We start from the raw sequence: 17,848 nt of genomic DNA on the forward strand, positions 1-17,848 counted from the left end.
TCCATCGATGAAACCGACTCTCTCCGCTCCCCCGCTGCAAGACGTGCGCCGGCCGCCCTGGCTGGCGGCGCTGGGCTGGCTCGTGGCGCTGGCCGTGCTGGCCGTGGCGCCGCTGCTGCTGACCGCCGACAGCCACAAGTTCTATATCGAGCTGCTGAGCAAGGTGATGATCATGGCGATCTTCGCGCTCTCGCTCCAGCTGCTGATTGGCTACACCGGGCTGGTGAGCCTGGGCCATGCCGCCTACTTCGCCGTGGCGGCCTATGCCACGGCCATGCTCGCGCCCGAGGGCGGGGCCGGCAACGGCTGGCTGCTGCTGCTGGGCGCGCTGGGCGCTGCGGGGGCGCTGGCGCTGGTGGTGGGGGCGCTGGTGCTGCGTACGCGCGGCGTGTACTTCATCATGGTTACGCTGGCCTTCGCCCAGATGGTCTATTTCGTGTTCCACGATACGAAGATCGCCGGCGGCAGCGATGGCACCTATATCTACTTCCGGCCCGAATTCAGCCTGCTGCGGGACCGGCCGCTGACCGTCAACGACCCGGTGAACTTCTACTGGCTGGTGCTGGTGGCGCTGGTGCTGACGGTGGTGGCGCTGGCGGTGCTGCTGCGCTCGCGCTTCGGCCACGCGCTGGTCGGCATCCGTCATAACGAGCAGCGCATGCGGGCGGCCGGCTATGCCACCTATCGCTACCAGCTCGGCGCGTTCGTGGCCGGTGGCGTGTTCGCGGGGCTGGCGGGCTATCTCTACGCCATCCAGTTCGGCTTCGTGAACCCGGAAATCGCCTCGTGGCACCAGTCGGGCAATGCCATGCTGATGGTGATCCTGGGCGGCGTGGGCAGCCTGGCCGGCGCGGTGCTGGGCGCGTTCTCGTTCGTGCTGCTGGCCGAATGGTTCAGCACGCTGACCAAGCACTGGCAACTGCTGATGGGCGGCTTCATCATCGTGGCCGTGGCGTTGCTGCCGCGCGGGCTGGTCAGCGTGCCGGCCGTGCTGCGCCAGCGTTCGCCGCGCCGGCGCGGCAATGGTGGGGCGGCAGGCGAGGCCGCTGCTGACAGCCACGCGCGCAGCCGGGAGGCCGTATGACGGAAGCCATCCCCGTGTTGCAGGCCGAAGGGCTGACGCGCCGCTTCGGCGGGCTGACCGCCGTGGACAGCGTGAACCTGACGCTGCGCCTGCACGAGATCCACGCGGTCATCGGCACCAACGGCGCCGGCAAATCCACCCTGATCAATATGCTGTCCGGCGAACTGCCGCCGTCCACCGGCCGCCTGCGGCTGCAGGGCGAGGACGTGACCGGCTGGAGCCAGCCCCGGCTGGCGCGGCAGGGCATCGGCCGCAGCTACCAGCGCAACAACATCTTCCTGCCGCTGACCGTGCGCGAGAACTGCCGGCTGGCGGCGCAATCACGCGCGCAGCGGGCCTGGCGGCTGTGGGAGCCGGCGCAGGCCTGCCGCACCAGCCGCGCGCTGGCCGACGAAGCCATGGAGCGCGCCGGCCTGGCCGCGCACGCCGGGCGTCTCGCCAGCGAACTCGCCCACGGCCAGAAGCGCCAGCTCGAAGTGGCGATGTGCCTGGCCACGCAGCCCGTGGCGCTGCTGCTGGACGAGCCGCTGGCCGGCATGGGCGCCGAGGAATCCGCGCGGATGCTGGACCTGCTGCGCGGCCTGCGCGACGGCCACGCGATCCTGCTGGTCGAGCACGATATGGAGGCGGTCTTCGCCGTAGCCGACCGCATCACGGTGATGGTCAACGGCGCGGTCATCGCCACCGGCGATCCGGCCGCGATCCGGGCCAACGAGGCGGTGCAGCTGGCCTACCTCGGGGAAGAAGAAGGGGCCCACGCATGAGCGCGGCATCGCCGGACATCATCGACGCCATCGGCGTGAACGCCTGGTACGGCTCCAGCCATGTGCTGCGCGGGGTGGACTTCCACGTCGGCGCAGGCGAGACCGTGGGCCTGCTGGGCCGCAACGGCATGGGCAAGAGCACGCTGCTGCGGACCCTGCTGGGCCATGTGCGCCAGCGGGAGGGCGATATCCGCGTGGCGGGCCGGGATGTGTCCCGCGCCCAGCCGCACGAGGTGGCGCGGCTCGGCATCGCCTACGTCCCCGAAGGGCGTGGCATTTTTCCGAATCTGTCGGTCCGGGAAAATTTGTTGATGGCGGCGCGGGCGGGTTGCCATGGCCGCAAGGACTGGGACGAGGCGCGCGTGCTGGACCTGTTCCCCCGGCTCAAGGAGCGGCTGTCCCATGGCGGGCAGCAGTTGTCGGGCGGGGAGCAGCAGATGCTGTCCATCGGCAGGGCGCTGATGACCAACCCGGACTGTCTGGTGCTCGACGAAGCCACCGAGGGTCTGGCGCCGAAAATCGTGCGGGAGATCTGGCACGTGATCGAGACGGTGCGGGCCACCGGCATCGCCTCGGTGGTGGTGGACCGCAACTACCGCGCCGTGCTGGCCCATGCGGACCGCGTGGTGGTGCTGGAGAAGGGGCAGGTGGTACTGGCCGGCCCCGCCGCCGATCTGGCCGCCGCGCCGGCTGCGCTCGACCGCTACCTYGGCGTTTGAACCGTCCTGCATCAAGTAACGCATCGATCTCTTTTGTGGTCGTGCCGCAACGGTGGTGCGCGGTGCGGCGCACCCTTCGGGGGCCAATCCGCCCGAATCCGCCTTGACCCGCCGCCGCTTCTTTCCCATCCTTGATCGGTCACCGAGCCCGCGATGGGCATCTTCCACAGTGGTCGTATTAGTTCACTTCATCTAGAATGCGCCCGTTTGTGCAATGCAATAGAGGCCACTAAGCCCCCGAGCGGCCGGAGCCGCTTGCGTGAGAGAACCCGTGCCCAGAACGTCACATTGTCTGGGGTGCCATCCATGGCCGGGGAGGCGCAAGCCGGTCCACCAGACCCAAAACAATGACTCAATCCGCAACCAGTCACTATTTCGTCGAGAGTCCGAGTACCCGGGCCCTCGTCATCGCCGCTATCGGCGTCGTCTTCGGCGACATCGGCACCAGCCCGCTCTACGCCCTCAAGGAGTGCTTCAGCAAGGAGCACGGCATTCCGTTCACGCCGGACGCCGCGCTAGGCATCATCTCGCTGCTGTTCTGGGCGATGATCATCGTGGTGTCGCTGAAGTACGTGGTCTTCGTGATGCGTGCGGACAACGATGGCGAAGGCGGCGTGCTGGCGCTGATGGCGCTGGTGCTACGCACCGCCACGCCGCGCTCGCGCAAGGCCCGCATGCTGATGATGATGGGCATCTTCGGCGCGTGCATGTTCTACGGGGATGCGGTCATCACGCCGGCCATCTCGGTGCTCTCGGCGGTGGAGGGCCTGGAGATTGCCGCGCCGCAGCTATCGCACTTCGTGATCCCGATCACGCTGGTGATCCTGACCATCCTGTTCCTGATCCAGCGGCACGGCACCGCCACCGTGGGCAAGTTCTTCGGCCCGATCATGACGATCTGGTTCATCACGCTCGGCGCGCTGGGTATCTACAACCTGATCCAGGCGCCCGGCATCCTGGCGGCGGTGAACCCGCTCTATGGCGTCAATTTCCTGATCGACCACTCGCTGCAGGCGTTCATCGTGCTGGGCGCGGTGTTCCTGGTGCTGACCGGGGCGGAGGCGCTCTACGTGGATATGGGCCACTTCGGCGCGCGGCCGATCCGCATCGGCTGGTTCATCCTGGTCATGCCGTGCCTGATGCTGAACTACTTCGGCCAGGGCGCGATGCTGCTCCAGAACCCGGCCGCCGCCGTCAACCCGTTCTACCTGATGGTGCCGGAGCCGCTGCTGATTCCGATGGTGCTGCTCTCGACCTGCGCCACCGTGATTGCCTCGCAGGCGGTGATCTCCGGCGCGTTCTCGCTGACCAGCCAGGCGATCCAGCTCGGCTTCGTGCCGCGCATGCGCATCCGCTACACCTCGGCGGCCGAGATCGGCCAGATCTACCTGCCGGTGATCAACTGGATCCTGCTGGTGCTGGTGATTGCCGTGGTGATCTCGTTCAAGAAATCGGAAAACCTGGCCGCGGCCTACGGCATTGCCGTGACCACGACGATGCTGATCACCTCGTTCCTGGCCGCCTTCATGATGCGCAGCGTCTGGAAGTGGAACCCGGTGCTGGTGGCCCTGCTGGCCGGTGGCTTCCTGCTGGTGGACCTGACCTTCTTCGCCGCCAACCTGCTCAAGGTGGCCGAGGGCGGCTGGTTCCCGCTGCTGATGGGCAGCGTGGCGTTCTTCCTGCTGATGACGTGGTACAGCGGCCGCAAGCTGCTGCGCGCGCGCAGCCTGGAGGACGGCATTCCGCTGGAGCCGTTCATCGCCGGCCTGCTGGCGCACCCGCCGCACCGCGTGGAGGGCACGGCCGTGTTCCTGACCGGCAATACCGAGTCGGTGCCGGTGTCCCTGCTGCACAACCTCAAGCACAACCGGGTGCTGCACGAGCGCGTGGTGTTCCTGAGCTTTGTCACGCGGGACATCCCGTTCGTGGATGACGACCATCGCCTGACCTGCAAGGATCTCGGCGGCGGCGTGTTCATCCTCAAGTCCGAATACGGCTTCAAGGAGACCCCGGACGTGCAGCGCGTGCTGGACCTCGCGCAGCGCAAGCTGGGCATGTCCTTCGAGCTGATGGAGACGTCGTTCTTCATCGCCCGCGAGTCGGTCATTCCGTCCAAACTGCCGGGTATGTCGATGTGGCGGGAAAGTCTCTTCGCGTGGATGCATCAGAACGGCGCCAAGCCGTCTGACTTCTTCTCGATCCCGGCGAACCGGGTGGTGGAGTTGGGGACCAAGGTCGAAATCTGACCGCTCCGGGGCGGCGCTTCGCCTATACATGAGAACCCGGCCAGCGGAGTAGGGCCCGCTGGCCGGGTTTCTTTTTGCCCCCGGGAGCCTCTCATGTTCAGATTCTGCACGGTACGCAGCTGGCGCCGGATGGCGGTCGCCATCGGCCTGATGACGGGCGTCGGCCAGTTCGCCAGCGCGGGCACGCCAGTGCCCAACCCCTTCCTGGCCGCCCCCACCTACGCCATCACCCATTTCGATTCGTCCCAGAGCGACACCTTCCCCTATGCGGTGACCGGCGGCTCGCGCACCGTGGCGCCACCGCCGCCGTTGCAGCTTTCCCAGGCGACGAACGGGCCGGTCAACATCATGACCTTCGCGTCGACATCGCCCAACTACATGTGGGGCGTGTCGCCGACGGGCGTGACCTATATCTCGGTGGCCAACGACGCCTTCACGCCCGTGGCGCGGGCGCTCCTGCCGGGCGCGACGGCCACGTTGCAGACCACCTTGCTCGGCCTGCTGACCAATCCGATCGGCACCATGGCCCAGGCCCAGGCCATCGTGGCGCAGTTGCTGCCCACCGGCGGCATCCCCAGCGCCTACGGCGTGGTGGACAACAACAACGTCCTCTATATCAATAGCGGCAACCAGATCCTGGCCCTCGCGCTGAACGTGCCGGCCGTGCCCCTGCTGGGGATCAGCGTGGTGCGGTCGCTGAACGCCACCACCTTCCTCCAGCCCGGCGAGAACCTGGCCGGCGTGGTGATGACCTATGACGGCAAGCTGGTGGTGCTGGGCACGCGGTCCGTGTCGATTGTCGACCGGTCGTTCACGGGGCCGGTGCATACGGTCACGCTCGGCGCGGACGAGAGCGTCAGCAATTCCGCCGCCGTCGACGAGAACAATGGGATTTATGTCGTTTCCGACAAGATCTTGAGAAAACTCGTCTGGACCGGCAGCGCGCTGTCCCAGAACGCGGCGGACGGCGCGTGGAGCAGCGCCTATCCCAGCGGCGACACCTTCCCGACCATCTTCGGCTCAGGCTCGGGCAGCACGCCGACCCTGATGGGCTTCGGCACCGATCCCGACAAACTCGTGGTCATCACCGACGGCCTCACACGCATGAGCCTGCTGGCGTTCTGGCGCGACCAGATTCCCGCCGGCTTCACCAACCGCCTGGCGGGGCAGATCCAGGTGAATTGCGGCTTGCCGGCCGGGTACGCCATCCAGACCGACCAGTCGGTCGCGGTGAACGGTTACGGCGCCTTCGTCGTCAACAACGTGTCTGCGGCGGACGGCAGTACCGGAAGCGGGACGAGTGCGATCGTGGATGGACTGATCCGGGGGCCGCTGCTGCCGTCGCCGATTGGCGTCGAGCGCTTCGCGTGGAACCCGCTGACCCATGCGTGGGCCTCGAGCTGGGCGCGCAGCGACATTTCGTCGAACTCGATGGTGCCCGCCATCAGCGCGGGCTCGAACCTCGTGTTCACGAACGGCTACTACCAGAACGGCTGGGGATGGGTGGTGACGGGGCTGGACTGGAATACCGGCGCCACCGTGCACCAGACCATCCTCGGAACCGGGATCTGGGGCAACGGCTTCTACGCGGTGATGCAGTTCCTGCCGGATGGCGACCTGCTGTTCAACAGCATCATCGGACCCACGCGGGTCCAGCAGCCCAGCGGGATCATCAATCCGCTGTGAGGGGGGGGGGGTGGGGCGGCCGGCCCGGTGTGTGGGGTGGCCGCCCGGGTGGATCAGCGCTTGAGCTTGGCGAAGGCTGCCGCCATGGCGCCGGCCACTTCGGGTTCGCGCTTGCCGCCGCCGAACCCCTTGCCGCCACCACCGCCACCGCCATGGCCACCGTGGCGCTGGCCGCCGCGGTGATCGCTCCGTTCGCCACCGGCGCGGGGCGCGGCCTGGCCCGGCTCGTCGTCCATACGCATGGTCAGGCCGATGCGGTTGCGCTTGACGTCCACCTCCATCACCTTGACCTTGACGATCTGGCCGGCCTTGACCACCTCGTGCGCGTCTTTCACGAATTTGGTGGAAAGCGCCGAGATGTGGACCAGCCCATCCTGGTGCACGCCGATGTCCACGAAGGCGCCGAAGGCGGCCACGTTGGTCACCACGCCTTCGAGCACCATGCCCGGCTGGAGGTGCTTGATGTCCTCCACGCCGTCCTGGAACGTCGCGGTCTTGAACTCGGGACGCGGGTCGCGGCCCGGCTTCTCGAGTTCGGTCAGGATGTCGCGCACCGTCGGCAGGCCGAAGGTCTCGTCGGTGAACTGCTGGGCGGTCACGCCGCGCAGCGCGTCGCGGTTGCCCATCACGTCGGGCAGGCCCTTCTTGATGTGATCCAGAATGCGCTGCACCACCGGATACGCCTCCGGGTGGACCGACGAGCGGTCCAGCGGGTTGTCGCCCGTGTTGATGCGCAGGAAGCCGGCGGCCTGCTCGAACGTCTTGTCGCCCAGGCGCGGCACCTTCTTGAGCGCATCGCGGTTCGGGAACGCGCCGTTGGCATCGCGGAATTCGACGATATTGCGCGCCAGCACCGTGTTCAGGCCCGACACGCGGGCCAGCAGCGGGGCCGAGGCGGTGTTCACGTCCACGCCCACGGCGTTCACGCAGTCTTCCACCACGGCGTCCAGCGCGCGTGCCAGCTCGCGCTGGTTCACATCGTGCTGGTACTGGCCCACGCCAATCGACTTCGGATCGATCTTCACGAGTTCGGCCAGCGGGTCCTGCAGGCGGCGGGCGATCGACACCGCGCCGCGCAGCGACACGTCAAGCTCCGGGAATTCCTTGGCGGCCAGCTCGGAAGCCGAGTAGACCGAGGCGCCGGCCTCGCTGACCACGATCTTGGTCAGCTTCAGTTCCGGGGCGCGCTTCATCAGGTCCTGCACCAGCTTGTCGGTCTCGCGGCTGGCCGTGCCGTTGCCGATGGAGGCCAGCGCCACGTTGTGCTGTTTCGCTAGGCGGGCCAGCGTGGCCAGCGAGCCTTCCCAGTCGCGGCGGGGCTCGTGCGGGTAGATCGTGGCGGTGTCCAGCAGCTTGCCGGTATGGTCGACCACGGCGATCTTGCAGCCGGTGCGGATGCCCGGGTCGATGCCCATCACCGACTTCGGGCCGGCCGGCGCGGCCAGCAGCAGCTCATGCAGATTGCGGCCGAAGATCTTGATGGCCTCGTTCTCGGCGGTTTCGCGCAGTTGCGTCAGCAGTTCGGTCTCGATATGCGGCTGCACCTTCACGCGCCAGCACCAGCGGCACACGTCGCCCAGCCACTTGTCGGCCGGACGGTTCCGGTTCTCGATGCCCACATGGCGCGCGATCATGCCTTCGCACGGGTGCGGCACCATCGCGTCCTGTTCCTCGCCCAGGCCCAGCTTCACCATCAGCACGCCCGCGTTGCGGCCGCGGAACAGCGCCAGCGCCCGGTGCGACGGCACGGTGCGGATGGTCTCGCTATAGGCGTAGTAATCGCGGAATTTCTCCTCCTCGGCGCCTTCCTTGCCTTCCATCACCGTGGAGGCGACCACGCCGTGGTTCCACAGGTGCTCGCGCAGCTTGCCTAGCAATTCAGCGGTTTCGCCGAACTGTTCGGAGAGGATGTCGCGCGCGCCGTCCAGCGCGGCCTTGACGTCGGGCACGCCGCCGTCGGCGGTGGGGTTGCCGTTGACGAACTTGGCGGCTTCGGCCTGCGGGTCCAGCGTGGGGTCGGCCAGCAGCGCCTGGGCCAGCGGCTCCAGGCCGCATTCGCGGGCGATCTGGGCGCGCGTGCGGCGCTTGGGCTTGTACGGCAGGTACAGGTCTTCCAGCGTCTGCTTGGTGTCGGCGGCCTCGATGGCGGCGCGCAACGCGTCGGTCATCTTGCCCTGTTCCTCGATCGACGCCAGGATCGTCGCGCGGCGGTCCTCCATGTCGCGCAGGTACAGCAGGCGCTCCTCGAGGTTACGCAGCTGCGTATCGTCCAGGTTGTCAGTCACTTCCTTGCGGTAGCGGGCGATGAACGGCACGGTGGCGCCTTCGTCCAGCAGCGCGACGGCTGCCGCCACCTGGCGCGGTTGCACGGACAGTTCTGCCGCGATGAGCGACACAATCTTTTGCGAGACGGAAGCAGGCAAGTTGGACATCGGGAAACTAGTCGGTCGAAAGCGGGGCATTTTGCCACAAGCGCACGGCGCTGCCGGTGACGGGAAGACGGCTTTTCACGTGCCTGTTCCGCGACACCGCGCCCGGGCGGGCCACCCAACCCCGCGCCAGCCCCGTGCCAGCCTCCCCCGGACCCCACCCTGGGCCCACCCCGGCCCCGGATCGGACACATGTTGCAACGTTTGCCGGTGGGGCTGACAAGGCCCCCGGATGCTAGAATTCGGCCATGATCGTCAAGCCCCGTTCGGCCGCCGTGGCCCATCTCGTCTCCACCCCCGTCCTTGCCGCAATGTGCGCCGCCCTGTTGCTGGCCGCACCGGCTCTGGCGCAGACCAAGAATCCGCCCCCGCGCGACTTCGAGGCCGAGCGCAAGGCGATTGGCGACTCCCGCGCGTGGACCAATTACCGCTTTGCGGAGGCCGAGCGCGCCTGCTACGGCAAGTTCCTCGTGAACAGCTGCATCGACAAGGCCAAGGACGTGCAGCGCGATGAACTCCACGTGCTGCGCGCCAAGGAGCTGGAAGTGGGCGACGCCGAACGTGCCTGGAAGGCCGCCGAGCGCGACCGCGAACAGGCGCTGCGCCAGGCCGAGTACGAGGCCGGCCAGCCGGGCCGCGCCGCCAACGAGGCCGCCAGCCGTGCCTCCTACGACCGCAAGCAGCAGGAACAGGCGCTGCGCGACGCCCAGCAGGGCGCCGACGCGCCCCAGCGCGCCGCCAACGCCGAAAAGTACAACCAGAAGCAGTCCGACTTCGACGCCAAGATGAACGAGGCGAAGCAGAAGGGCGCCGACCAGGCCCGCCAGCGACAGGAAAACACGCGGGCCTACCAGCAGAAGCAGGCGGACGCCGCCCAGCGCCAGAAGGACCTGGACGAGCGCCGCGCCAATGCCGAGGAAAAGAAAAAGCAGGGCCAGGGTTCCACCCCGAGCCCGTTCGGGTTCTGACCGGCGTGACAGCCCAGGCTGTCGGCGCAGGCCGGACGATCCACGGGGAGCCGCTACATGGATGAGAATCTCAACACACTGGCGCGGCAGATCATCGAACTGCAAATCGAGCATCGCGATCTCGATTTCCTGATCGATCACCTGTCCGAGGACGCCGCCCACGACGAACTGCAGCTGCGCCGGCTCAAGAAGCGCCGGCTCAAGCTCAAGGACGCCATCACGCTGTTGCAGCTTCAGCTCGAGCCGGACGTACCGGCCTGAATTCCCGCAGGCGCCCCCCGCGCGCCACGCCTTTGCAGAAAACTCATTTTGTCTGAACCGACCGACGACGCGCTTCCCGAATCCGCCGAAACGCCATCCCCTGAAGCGCTGCCGCAGGACGACCACACCTCGCTGAACGAGGCGGTGGCCGCCGCATCGGCCAACCAGGCGGCTACGCAGGCGGCGCAACTGGCGACGATCTTCGCCGATACCGGCACGCTGGCCACCGGCATTCCCGGCTACCGGCCGCGCGCGTCGCAGCAGAAGATGGCCGAGGCCGTGGCGGGTGCCATCGCCCAGAACGACTCGGTGATCGTCGAGGCGGGCACGGGCACAGGCAAGACTTTCGCCTACCTCGTCCCGGCCATGCTGTGGGGCGGCAAGGTGATCCTGTCCACGGGCACCAAGAACCTCCAGGACCAGCTGTACCTGCGCGACATTCCCACGGTGCGCAAGGCGTTGAACGTGCCGATCTCGGTCTCGCTGCTCAAGGGGCGCGCCAACTACCTGTGCCACTACCACCTCGAGCGCGCGCAGGCAAACGGCCGGCTGGCGTCGAAGCAGGACGCGGCGTGGCTGCGGGATATCGCCCGCTTCGCCAAGACCACGACCTCGGGCGACAAGGCCGAACTGGCTGCCGTGCCCGAAAACGCGCCGGTCTGGCAACTTGTGACCTCCACGCGCGACAATTGCCTGGGCAGCGAGTGCCCGCAGTACAAGGAATGCTTCGTGATGCGCGCCCGCAAGGAGGCGCAGCAGGCCGACGTGGTGGTGGTGAACCATCACCTGTTCTTTGCCGATGTGGTGCTGCGCGACACCGGCATGGCCGAATTGCTACCCGCCGCCAACACGGTGATCTTCGACGAAGCCCACCAGTTGCCGGAAACCGCGACGCTGTTCTTCGGCGAGACGCTCTCCACCAGCCAGTTGCTGGAACTGGCGCGCGATACCGTGGCGGAAGGGCTCTCCCATGCACGCGATGCCGTGGACTGGGTGGCGCTGGGCGGCCCGCTGGAGCGAGCGGCGCGTGACCTGCGGCTGGCCTTCGGCAGAGACAATTTGCGGCTGGCGCTGGGCCAGATCGAATCCGATCCGCGCACGCGCGAGCCGTTCTTCGAGACCCTCGACGCGCTGGACAGTGCGCTGTCCGATTTCGTCGAAGCACTAGAGAGCCAGGCCGAACGCGCGGAGTCGCTCGAACAATGCCACCGCCGGGCGGTGGAACTGGCCCAGCGGCTGGCCGCCTGGCGCGACGACCGAGTGGCGCCCGCTCCGGCCCCGGCTGCGCCGGCGGAAGATGAGGGCGATGGCGGGAGCGAAAGCACGCCGCCGCCCGCGCCGGTGTCCCTGGGCCCGGAAACCGTGCGCTGGGTCGAGGTGTTCTCGCATACCGTGCAACTGCATCGCACGCCGCTGTCCATCGCGCCGATCTTCACGCGCCAGCGCGAGGGCCAACCGCGCGCCTGGGTCTTTACCTCGGCCACGCTGTCCGTGAAGGGCAACTTCACCCACTACGCGGCCCAGCTCGGGCTGGACAAGGAGCGGTCGCTGACGCTGCCGAGCCCGTTCGACTACGCGAAGCAGGGCCTGCTCTACGTGCYGCGCAACATGCCGGCGCCGCAGTCGCCCCAGTTCACCGAAGCGGTGGTCCATGAGGCCCTGCCGCTGATCGAGGCCGCGGGCGGCCGCACCTTCCTGCTCTGTACCACGCTGCGCGCGGTGCAGAAGGCATCGGACATGCTGTACGAGCTGTTTGCCGAGCGCGGGCTCAACCTGCCGCTGCTGGTGCAGGGGCAGGCGAGCCGGACCGAACTGCTGGATCGCTTCCGGCAACTCGGCAACGCGGTGCTGGTCGGCAGCCAGAGCTTCTGGGAGGGGGTGGATGTACGCGGCGAGGCGCTGTCGCTGGTCATCATCGACAAGCTGCCGTTCGCCCCGCCCGACGACCCGGTGCTGGCCGCCCGGATGGAGGTCCTGCAGAAGAAGGGCCTGAGCCCGTTTGCCGTGCACCAGTTGCCGCACGCGGTTATCACGCTGAAGCAGGGCGCCGGGCGGCTGATCCGTTCCGAGTCCGACCGGGGCGTGCTGGCGATCTGCGATACCCGGCTCGTGGAGAAGCCCTACGGCCGCCAGATCTGGCAGAGCCTGCCGCCGTTCACGCGCACGCGGGAGGCAGACACCGTCATCCGCTTCCTGGAGGGTCTGCGCAAGGCCGAGCCGGCGCCGGCGGACGAGCCGGCAGACGAGCCAGCGGACGAATAAGCGCCAAAAAAAAGACCGACGATTCGTCGGGCTTTTTTTACCTGCGGGCGAGGCTCAGAACACTTCCCACCAGGACTTGTCTTTCCGGCGCGAGCCGTACTTGACGAAGTCGCTGTTCGGATAGTTGCGCTCCATCACGCGGGCCGCGTCGTCGCGCAGATCCTTCATGCCRAGCGAATCGTACGAGCGGACCATGATGTACAGCGCTTCCTCGTTGGCCGGCGCGCCGTCGTAGTCCTTCAGTGCCTGCTGGGCCCGGTTCACGGCCGCCAGGTAGGCGCCACGGCGATAGTAATAGCGGGCGGCATGCACTTCATGCTGGGCCAGCGCGTTGACGATGTACTGCATCCGCAGCGTCGCGTCCGGCGCGTACTTGCTGTCCGGGTAGCGCGTGATCAGGATCTGGAAAGCGTCGTAGGCGGCACGCGCGGCCTTGGGATCGCGCTCGCTCAGGTCCTGGCCGGAGAAGCGGCCCAGCCAGCCAAGGTTGTCGTTGAAGTTGATCAGGCCCTTGAGGTAGTAGGCGTAATCGATGTTGGGATGGCTCGGGTGGAGCTGGATGAAGCGGTCGACGGCGGCCAGCGCGGCGGCGGTCTCGCCATCCTTGTAGTTGGCGAACGCGGTGTCGATCTGCGCCTGCTGGGCGTAGCGGCCGAACGGGTAGCGGCCTTCCAGCTTTTCATAGAGCTTGACGGCACGTGTATAGTCGCCGCCATCCAGCGCATCCTTGGCTTCCGAATATAATTTGTTCGCCGACCAGCCGGCCGTTTCGTCGGGTTGGTCGCCAAGCAGGCCGCATGCAGACAGCATGAGGCAGCCGCCTGCGAGCAAAATCGCTCCAACTCTCGCGCGCCAGTTCGCGCGTTTCATGCTCTGCAATTGCATTGGGCAACCTGTTCCGGATGAAAAATAGCGTCAAGCATTATAGCCCAAGCCCTAAGGCCGAAAACGGTCCGGCGAACGATTCCCCGGCGGATGTCGATTCCCCGCTGGACACCGATGATTTCAACGACGATCTCGGCGATGTCAGCGAAGACGGCGGCGCGGTGATGGCCACGCCGGCCACCGCGCCGGACCAGCCGCCTTTGTACCTTGAAGTGGATAGTGCTGCACATGGCGAGCGGTTGGACAAGCTGCTCGCGCGGCATTTCAGCGAATTCTCCCGTAGCCGCATCCAGCAATGGATCGAGGAAGGCGCCGTGCGGGTGGATGGCGAGCCGAGCCGCGCCAAGGCATCGGTCCAGATGGGCCAGCAGATCGAGATCCAGCCGCAGGTCGCGCCCGAGTCGCTCGCCTTCACGGCCGAGGACGTGCCGCTGGACGTGGTCTTCGAGGACGCCACGCTACTCGTCATCAACAAGCAGGCCGGGCTGGTCGTGCATCCGGCCGCCGGCAACTGGAGCGGCACGGTGCTAAACGGCCTGCTGCACCGCGACCCGGCCGCGGGGCGGCTGCCGCGCGCCGGCATCGTGCATCGGCTGGACAAGGAAACCTCGGGCCTGATGGTCGTCGCCCGTACGCTTACCGCGCAGACCGACCTCGTGCGCCAGCTGGCCGCCCGGACCGTCAAGCGCACCTACCTCGCGCTGGTCTGGGGCGAGACGCCGGACGAGGGCACCATCGACGCCCCCATCGCCCGTGACCCGCGCGAGCGCACGCGCATGGCCATCGTCCATACGAATAGCGGCAAGCCGTCGCGTACGCACTTCAAGACGCTGGGCACGGTGCCGCTGGGCCGCGGCAAGGTGTCGATGGTGATGTGCCAGCTCGAAACCGGCCGCACGCACCAGATTCGCGTGCATTTMGAGTCGATCGGCCATCCGCTCGTGGGCGACCCGGTCTATCACAAGGCCACCAAGCGCGGCCAGCGCCCGGCCATCCGCGTGACGCTGCCGGTGCCGTTCGAGCGCCAGGCGCTGCATGCGTGCAAGCTGGGACTGGTGCATCCGGAGAGCGGGCGCAAGGTGTCGTGGGAGGTTGAGCCGCCCGAGGACATGCTGGACCTGATCGAGGCGCTCGACTTTGAAGGCTACGCCGCGCGGCCGGTCGAGGACGACGATGACGACTTCGACGACGATGACGACCATGACGTCGAGATCATCTACGTAAGGGATGACGATGACGCTTGAGCGGCAACCCGGCTGGATCGTGCCGGACTGGCCGGCGCCGGCCCGCGTGCGGGCGCTGTCCACGACCCGGCAGGGTGGCGTGAGCGTCGGCCCCTACGGGCTGGCCGATGGCAGCCCGCGCGGGCTCAATCTCGGTACGCATGTGGGGGACGACCCGTCCGCCGTGGCGGAGAACCGTGCCCGGCTGGCGGCGCATCTGCCTGCCATGCCGCGCTGGCTCGAACAGGTGCATGGCTGCGCCGTGGCGACCGCCGACGGGGTGGAAGACGGAGTGGAAGACGGGGAGGGCGGTGTGCCGCGTGCCGACGCCAGCATCGCCACCACTCCCGGCCACGTCTGCGCGATCATGACGGCGGACTGCCTGCCGGTGTTGCTGTGCGATGCGGCGGGTACGGTGGTCGGTGCCGCCCATGCCGGCTGGCGCGGGCTCTGCGACGGCGTGATCGAGGCCACCCTGGCGCGCATGGCCGCGCAGGCCGGCCCCGGTTCGGAATGGCTGGCGTGGCTGGGCCCGGCCATCGGCCCATCGGCATTCGAAGTGGGCGCCGAGGTTCGGGAAGCATTCCTGGCCCAGGCCCGCGAAGCGGAGCGGCCGGCCATCGAGGCGGCGTTCCGCCCCGGCGCGCCGGGCAAGTACTGGGCCGATCTGTACGCGCTGGCGCGTACGCGGCTGGCGCGCGCCGGCTGCACGCGGGTCTACGGCGGCGATGCCTGCACCGTGGCCGACGCCGCGCGTTTCTACTCCTACCGCCGCGACCGCACCACGGGTCGCATGGCCACGCTGGTCTGGCTAGCGGCCTGACCCTTCCGCTTCCTCGACGGGCTTCGGCCCGGCTTGCCCGGCCGCCTGTTCGGCCGCCTCGCGCGCCTGGCGCCGGCGCCGCCGGCCGGGCGTTCCCATGATGTAGATGATGATCGATACCGGCGCCACGCCGTAGCACAGGAACGTGGCGACCCCGGCCACGAGGTTCGTCTCGGTAATCGACATCATCAGGGCCACGTAGATCCAGCCGATTGCGACGATATACATCAGGCGTTCATCTCTATCTGTTAAAAGTACGGTGGCGTCACGTGGCAGCCGGAAATGGTCCTCGGACTGCCCGCGAACCCGCGTCAGGCTTACCGTCCGGTAGGTCGGGGATGCGTTTCCCGCACGCGCGTTCGCAATGCGGAATTCCGCATTGACAGCGTCTACATTGCAAGGCAACAATGCCTTCAAATGTATCGGAACCGAGGAAGTTCTCCAGGGTTTCGCCGGCAAGCATAGCGTATGACCTGGCGCCGCCAATGCGGCGTCCCGGTCTGGGTGACCAGATCATCCAGAGGCGCAACCCGGAATCGGGGCGGGTCGGGAGACAGTTACCCCGAGCCCGTCTACCCATCACGACGGCAGAGAGACGAATACATCATGGCGACCGGCAAAGGTGCGGCAGCTTCCAGCGCGGAAGACAAGTCCCAACCGTTTCAGTTTGCGCCGGGGCCATTCGATCCAGCTGCATGGCTGGAATGGTCCCGTCAGTGGGCTCCTGAAATCAACGGCAAGCTGCCGCCCGGTTTTCCGTCAGGCATGCCGAACGGCGTGCCCGGCGCGTTCCCGGGCTTTCCCGGCGGCGATGCATTTGCCAAGGCGTTCCAGGGTGCATTCCAGGGCCCGGCAGGCGCCGGCCTGAAGATCCCGCCGACGTTGCTGGCTCAGATCCAGGAACGCTACCTKAAAGACTTCTCCGAACTCTGGCGTGAAATGGGCGCGGCTGCCGTGCCGAACGGCGCAGCCGGTGGCAACAGCAACGGCGATGCCGAGGCCGCCAGTCAGCGGCTGTCCGATCGCCGCTTCGCCAGCGCGGCCTGGCGCAACAACGCGCCGTACCGCTACGCCGCCGCGTTTTACCTGCTGACCGCCCGCACGATGACCGAGCTGGCCGACGCCGTGGAGGCCGACGCCAAGACCCGCCAGCGCATCCGCTTCGCGGTGTCGCAGTGGGTGGACGCGATGTCGCCCGCCAACTTCCTCGCCACCAATCCGGACGCCCAGCAGCGCCTGATCGAATCGGGCGGCGAATCGCTGCGCACCGGCATGCGCAACATGCTCGGGGATCTGACCCGGGGCAAGATCTCCCAGACCGACGACACCGCCTTCGAGGTGGGCCGCAACGTGGCCGTGACCGAGGGCGCGGTGGTCTATGAGAACGAATATTTCCAGCTGCTCCAGTACAAGCCGCTGACCGACAAGGTCCACGCCCGGCCGCTGCTGCTGGTGCCGCCGTGCATCAACAAGTTCTACATCCTCGACCTGCAGCCCGAAAGCTCGCTGGTCCGCTACGTGGTGGAGCAGGGCCACACGGTCTTCCTGGTGTCGTGGCGCAACCCCGATGCGTCGATGGCCGAGCGCACCTGGGACGACTACATCGAGCACGCGGCCATCCGCGCGATCGAGGTGGCACGGGACATCAGCGGGCAGGACAAGATCAACGTGCTCGGCTTCTGCGTGGGCGGCACCATCGTCGCCACGGCATTGGCCGTGCTGGCCGCGCGCGGCGAGCGCCCGGTGGCCAGCCTGACGCTGCTGACCGCGCTGCTCGACTTCACCGACACCGGCATCCTGGACGTATTCGTCGACGAACCGCACGTGCAACTGCGCGAGGCCACCATCGGCGGCGCTGCCGGGGCCCCGTGCGCGCTGCTGCGCGGCGTGGAGCTGGCCAACACGTTCTCGTTCCTGCGGCCGAACGATCTGGTCTGGAACTACGTGGTCGACAACTACCTCAAGGGCAACACGCCGGTACCGTTCGACCTGCTGTTCTGGAACGGCGACGCGACCAACCTGCCCGGCCCGTGGTACTGCTGGTACCTGCGCCATATGTATCTGCAGGACGAACTGAAGGTGCCCGGCAAGCTGAGCGTCTGCAACGCGCCGCTGGACCTGGGCGATATCGACGTGCCGACCTATATCTATGGCTCGCGCGAGGACCACATCGTGCCGTGGACGTCTGCCTTCGCTTCCACCGGCCTGCTGAAGAACAAGCTGCGCTTCGTGCTTGGCGCGTCCGGCCATATCGCCGGCGTGATCAACCCGCCGGCCAAGAAGAAGCGCAGCCACTGGATCAACGAGGCGCTGCCCGGCTCGGCCCAGGAATGGCTGGCCGGCGCCGAGGAAAAGCCCGGCAGCTGGTGGCCGGACTGGATGGCCTGGCTCGGCAAGCAGGCCGGCGCCAAGCGCGCCGCGCCGGCCGACTATGGCAACGCCCATTACCGGGCCATCGAACCCGCACCGGGCCGCTACGTCAAGCAGCGCGCCTGAAC

Annotated in this window: 14 protein-coding genes; 11 read left to right on the forward strand and 3 right to left on the reverse strand. The window is 67.6% G+C overall.

What is annotated here, in order from left to right:
• Positions 1–7: 7 nt before the first annotated feature.
• The 5 genes from AC1EJR_RS14275 (at position 8) to AC1EJR_RS14295 (ending at position 6,499) form a co-directional block, all read left to right on the forward strand.
• Positions 8–1,084, forward strand: coding sequence for a branched-chain amino acid ABC transporter permease (locus AC1EJR_RS14275; protein ID WP_454756956.1), 1,077 nt, complete (start codon positions 8–10; stop codon positions 1,082–1,084).
• Entirely contained in the window at positions 1,081–1,848 is a 768-nt protein-coding gene (locus AC1EJR_RS14280) for an ABC transporter ATP-binding protein (protein WP_092292911.1), read from the forward strand. The genes AC1EJR_RS14275 and AC1EJR_RS14280 overlap by 4 nt, the downstream gene beginning before the upstream one ends.
• Positions 1,845–2,567, forward strand: a complete 723-nt coding sequence (locus AC1EJR_RS14285) for a branched-chain amino acid ABC transporter ATP-binding protein (RefSeq protein WP_441591149.1) — start codon at positions 1,845–1,847, stop codon at positions 2,565–2,567. The genes AC1EJR_RS14280 and AC1EJR_RS14285 overlap by 4 nt, the downstream gene beginning before the upstream one ends.
• A gap of 347 nt (positions 2,568–2,914) precedes the next feature.
• Entirely contained in the window at positions 2,915–4,813 is a 1,899-nt protein-coding gene (locus AC1EJR_RS14290) for a potassium transporter Kup (RefSeq protein WP_092292915.1), read from the forward strand.
• A gap of 93 nt (positions 4,814–4,906) precedes the next feature.
• Complete coding sequence (locus AC1EJR_RS14295) at positions 4,907–6,499, forward strand: hypothetical protein (protein ID WP_477112953.1); 1,593 nt, start codon at positions 4,907–4,909, stop codon at positions 6,497–6,499.
• Positions 6,500–6,552: 53 nt separating this feature from the next.
• On the opposite strand, the gene AC1EJR_RS14300 is transcribed toward AC1EJR_RS14295, so the two are convergent.
• Positions 6,553–8,931, reverse strand: a complete 2,379-nt coding sequence (locus AC1EJR_RS14300) for a Tex family protein (RefSeq protein ID WP_092292919.1) — start codon at positions 8,929–8,931, stop codon at positions 6,553–6,555.
• Between the two features lie 245 nt (positions 8,932–9,176).
• Here AC1EJR_RS14300 and AC1EJR_RS14305 point away from each other — a divergent pair, with 245 nt between their 5' ends.
• From AC1EJR_RS14305 to AC1EJR_RS14315, 3 genes are read left to right on the forward strand one after another with little or no spacing between them, the layout of a single operon-like run.
• The gene (locus AC1EJR_RS14305) at positions 9,177–9,896 is read left to right on the forward strand and encodes a hypothetical protein (protein ID WP_092292921.1); all 720 of its coding nucleotides are present in this window, start codon (positions 9,177–9,179) and stop codon (positions 9,894–9,896) included.
• A gap of 57 nt (positions 9,897–9,953) precedes the next feature.
• Positions 9,954–10,157: a DUF465 domain-containing protein gene (locus AC1EJR_RS14310; protein ID WP_092292923.1), complete on the forward strand. Its 204-nt coding sequence runs from the start codon at positions 9,954–9,956 to the stop codon at positions 10,155–10,157.
• Positions 10,158–10,205: 48 nt separating this feature from the next.
• Positions 10,206–12,419 (forward strand): ATP-dependent DNA helicase, encoded by a 2,214-nt coding sequence (locus tag AC1EJR_RS14315; RefSeq protein ID WP_477147248.1) that lies wholly within the window; start codon positions 10,206–10,208, stop codon positions 12,417–12,419.
• 54 nt (positions 12,420–12,473) lie between these two features.
• On the opposite strand, the gene AC1EJR_RS14320 is transcribed toward AC1EJR_RS14315, so the two are convergent.
• Positions 12,474–13,304: an outer membrane protein assembly factor BamD gene (locus AC1EJR_RS14320; RefSeq protein WP_092292926.1), complete on the reverse strand. Its 831-nt coding sequence runs from the start codon at positions 13,302–13,304 to the stop codon at positions 12,474–12,476.
• Positions 13,305–13,321: 17 nt separating this feature from the next.
• Between AC1EJR_RS14320 and AC1EJR_RS14325 the strand changes: the two genes are divergently transcribed.
• A complete protein-coding gene (locus tag AC1EJR_RS14325; RefSeq protein ID WP_477147249.1) occupies positions 13,322–14,548 on the forward strand; it encodes an RluA family pseudouridine synthase in 1,227 nt (408 codons plus the stop codon).
• Positions 14,538–15,350, forward strand: a complete 813-nt coding sequence (gene pgeF / locus AC1EJR_RS14330; RefSeq protein WP_092292928.1) for a peptidoglycan editing factor PgeF — start codon at positions 14,538–14,540, stop codon at positions 15,348–15,350. Before AC1EJR_RS14325 ends, pgeF begins: the two co-directional genes overlap by 11 nt.
• On the opposite strand, the gene AC1EJR_RS14335 is transcribed toward pgeF, so the two are convergent.
• Positions 15,339–15,578 (reverse strand): hypothetical protein, encoded by a 240-nt coding sequence (locus AC1EJR_RS14335; protein ID WP_092292930.1) that lies wholly within the window; start codon positions 15,576–15,578, stop codon positions 15,339–15,341. The two genes, pgeF and AC1EJR_RS14335, sit on opposite strands and share 12 nt — an antisense overlap.
• A gap of 378 nt (positions 15,579–15,956) precedes the next feature.
• Between AC1EJR_RS14335 and phaC the strand changes: the two genes are divergently transcribed.
• Positions 15,957–17,846, forward strand: a complete 1,890-nt coding sequence (gene phaC / locus AC1EJR_RS14340; protein ID WP_092292932.1) for a class I poly(R)-hydroxyalkanoic acid synthase — start codon at positions 15,957–15,959, stop codon at positions 17,844–17,846.
• Positions 17,847–17,848 lie beyond the last annotated feature (2 nt).

The sequence above is a fragment of the Cupriavidus sp. 05T42 genome, from assembly GCF_056396345.1.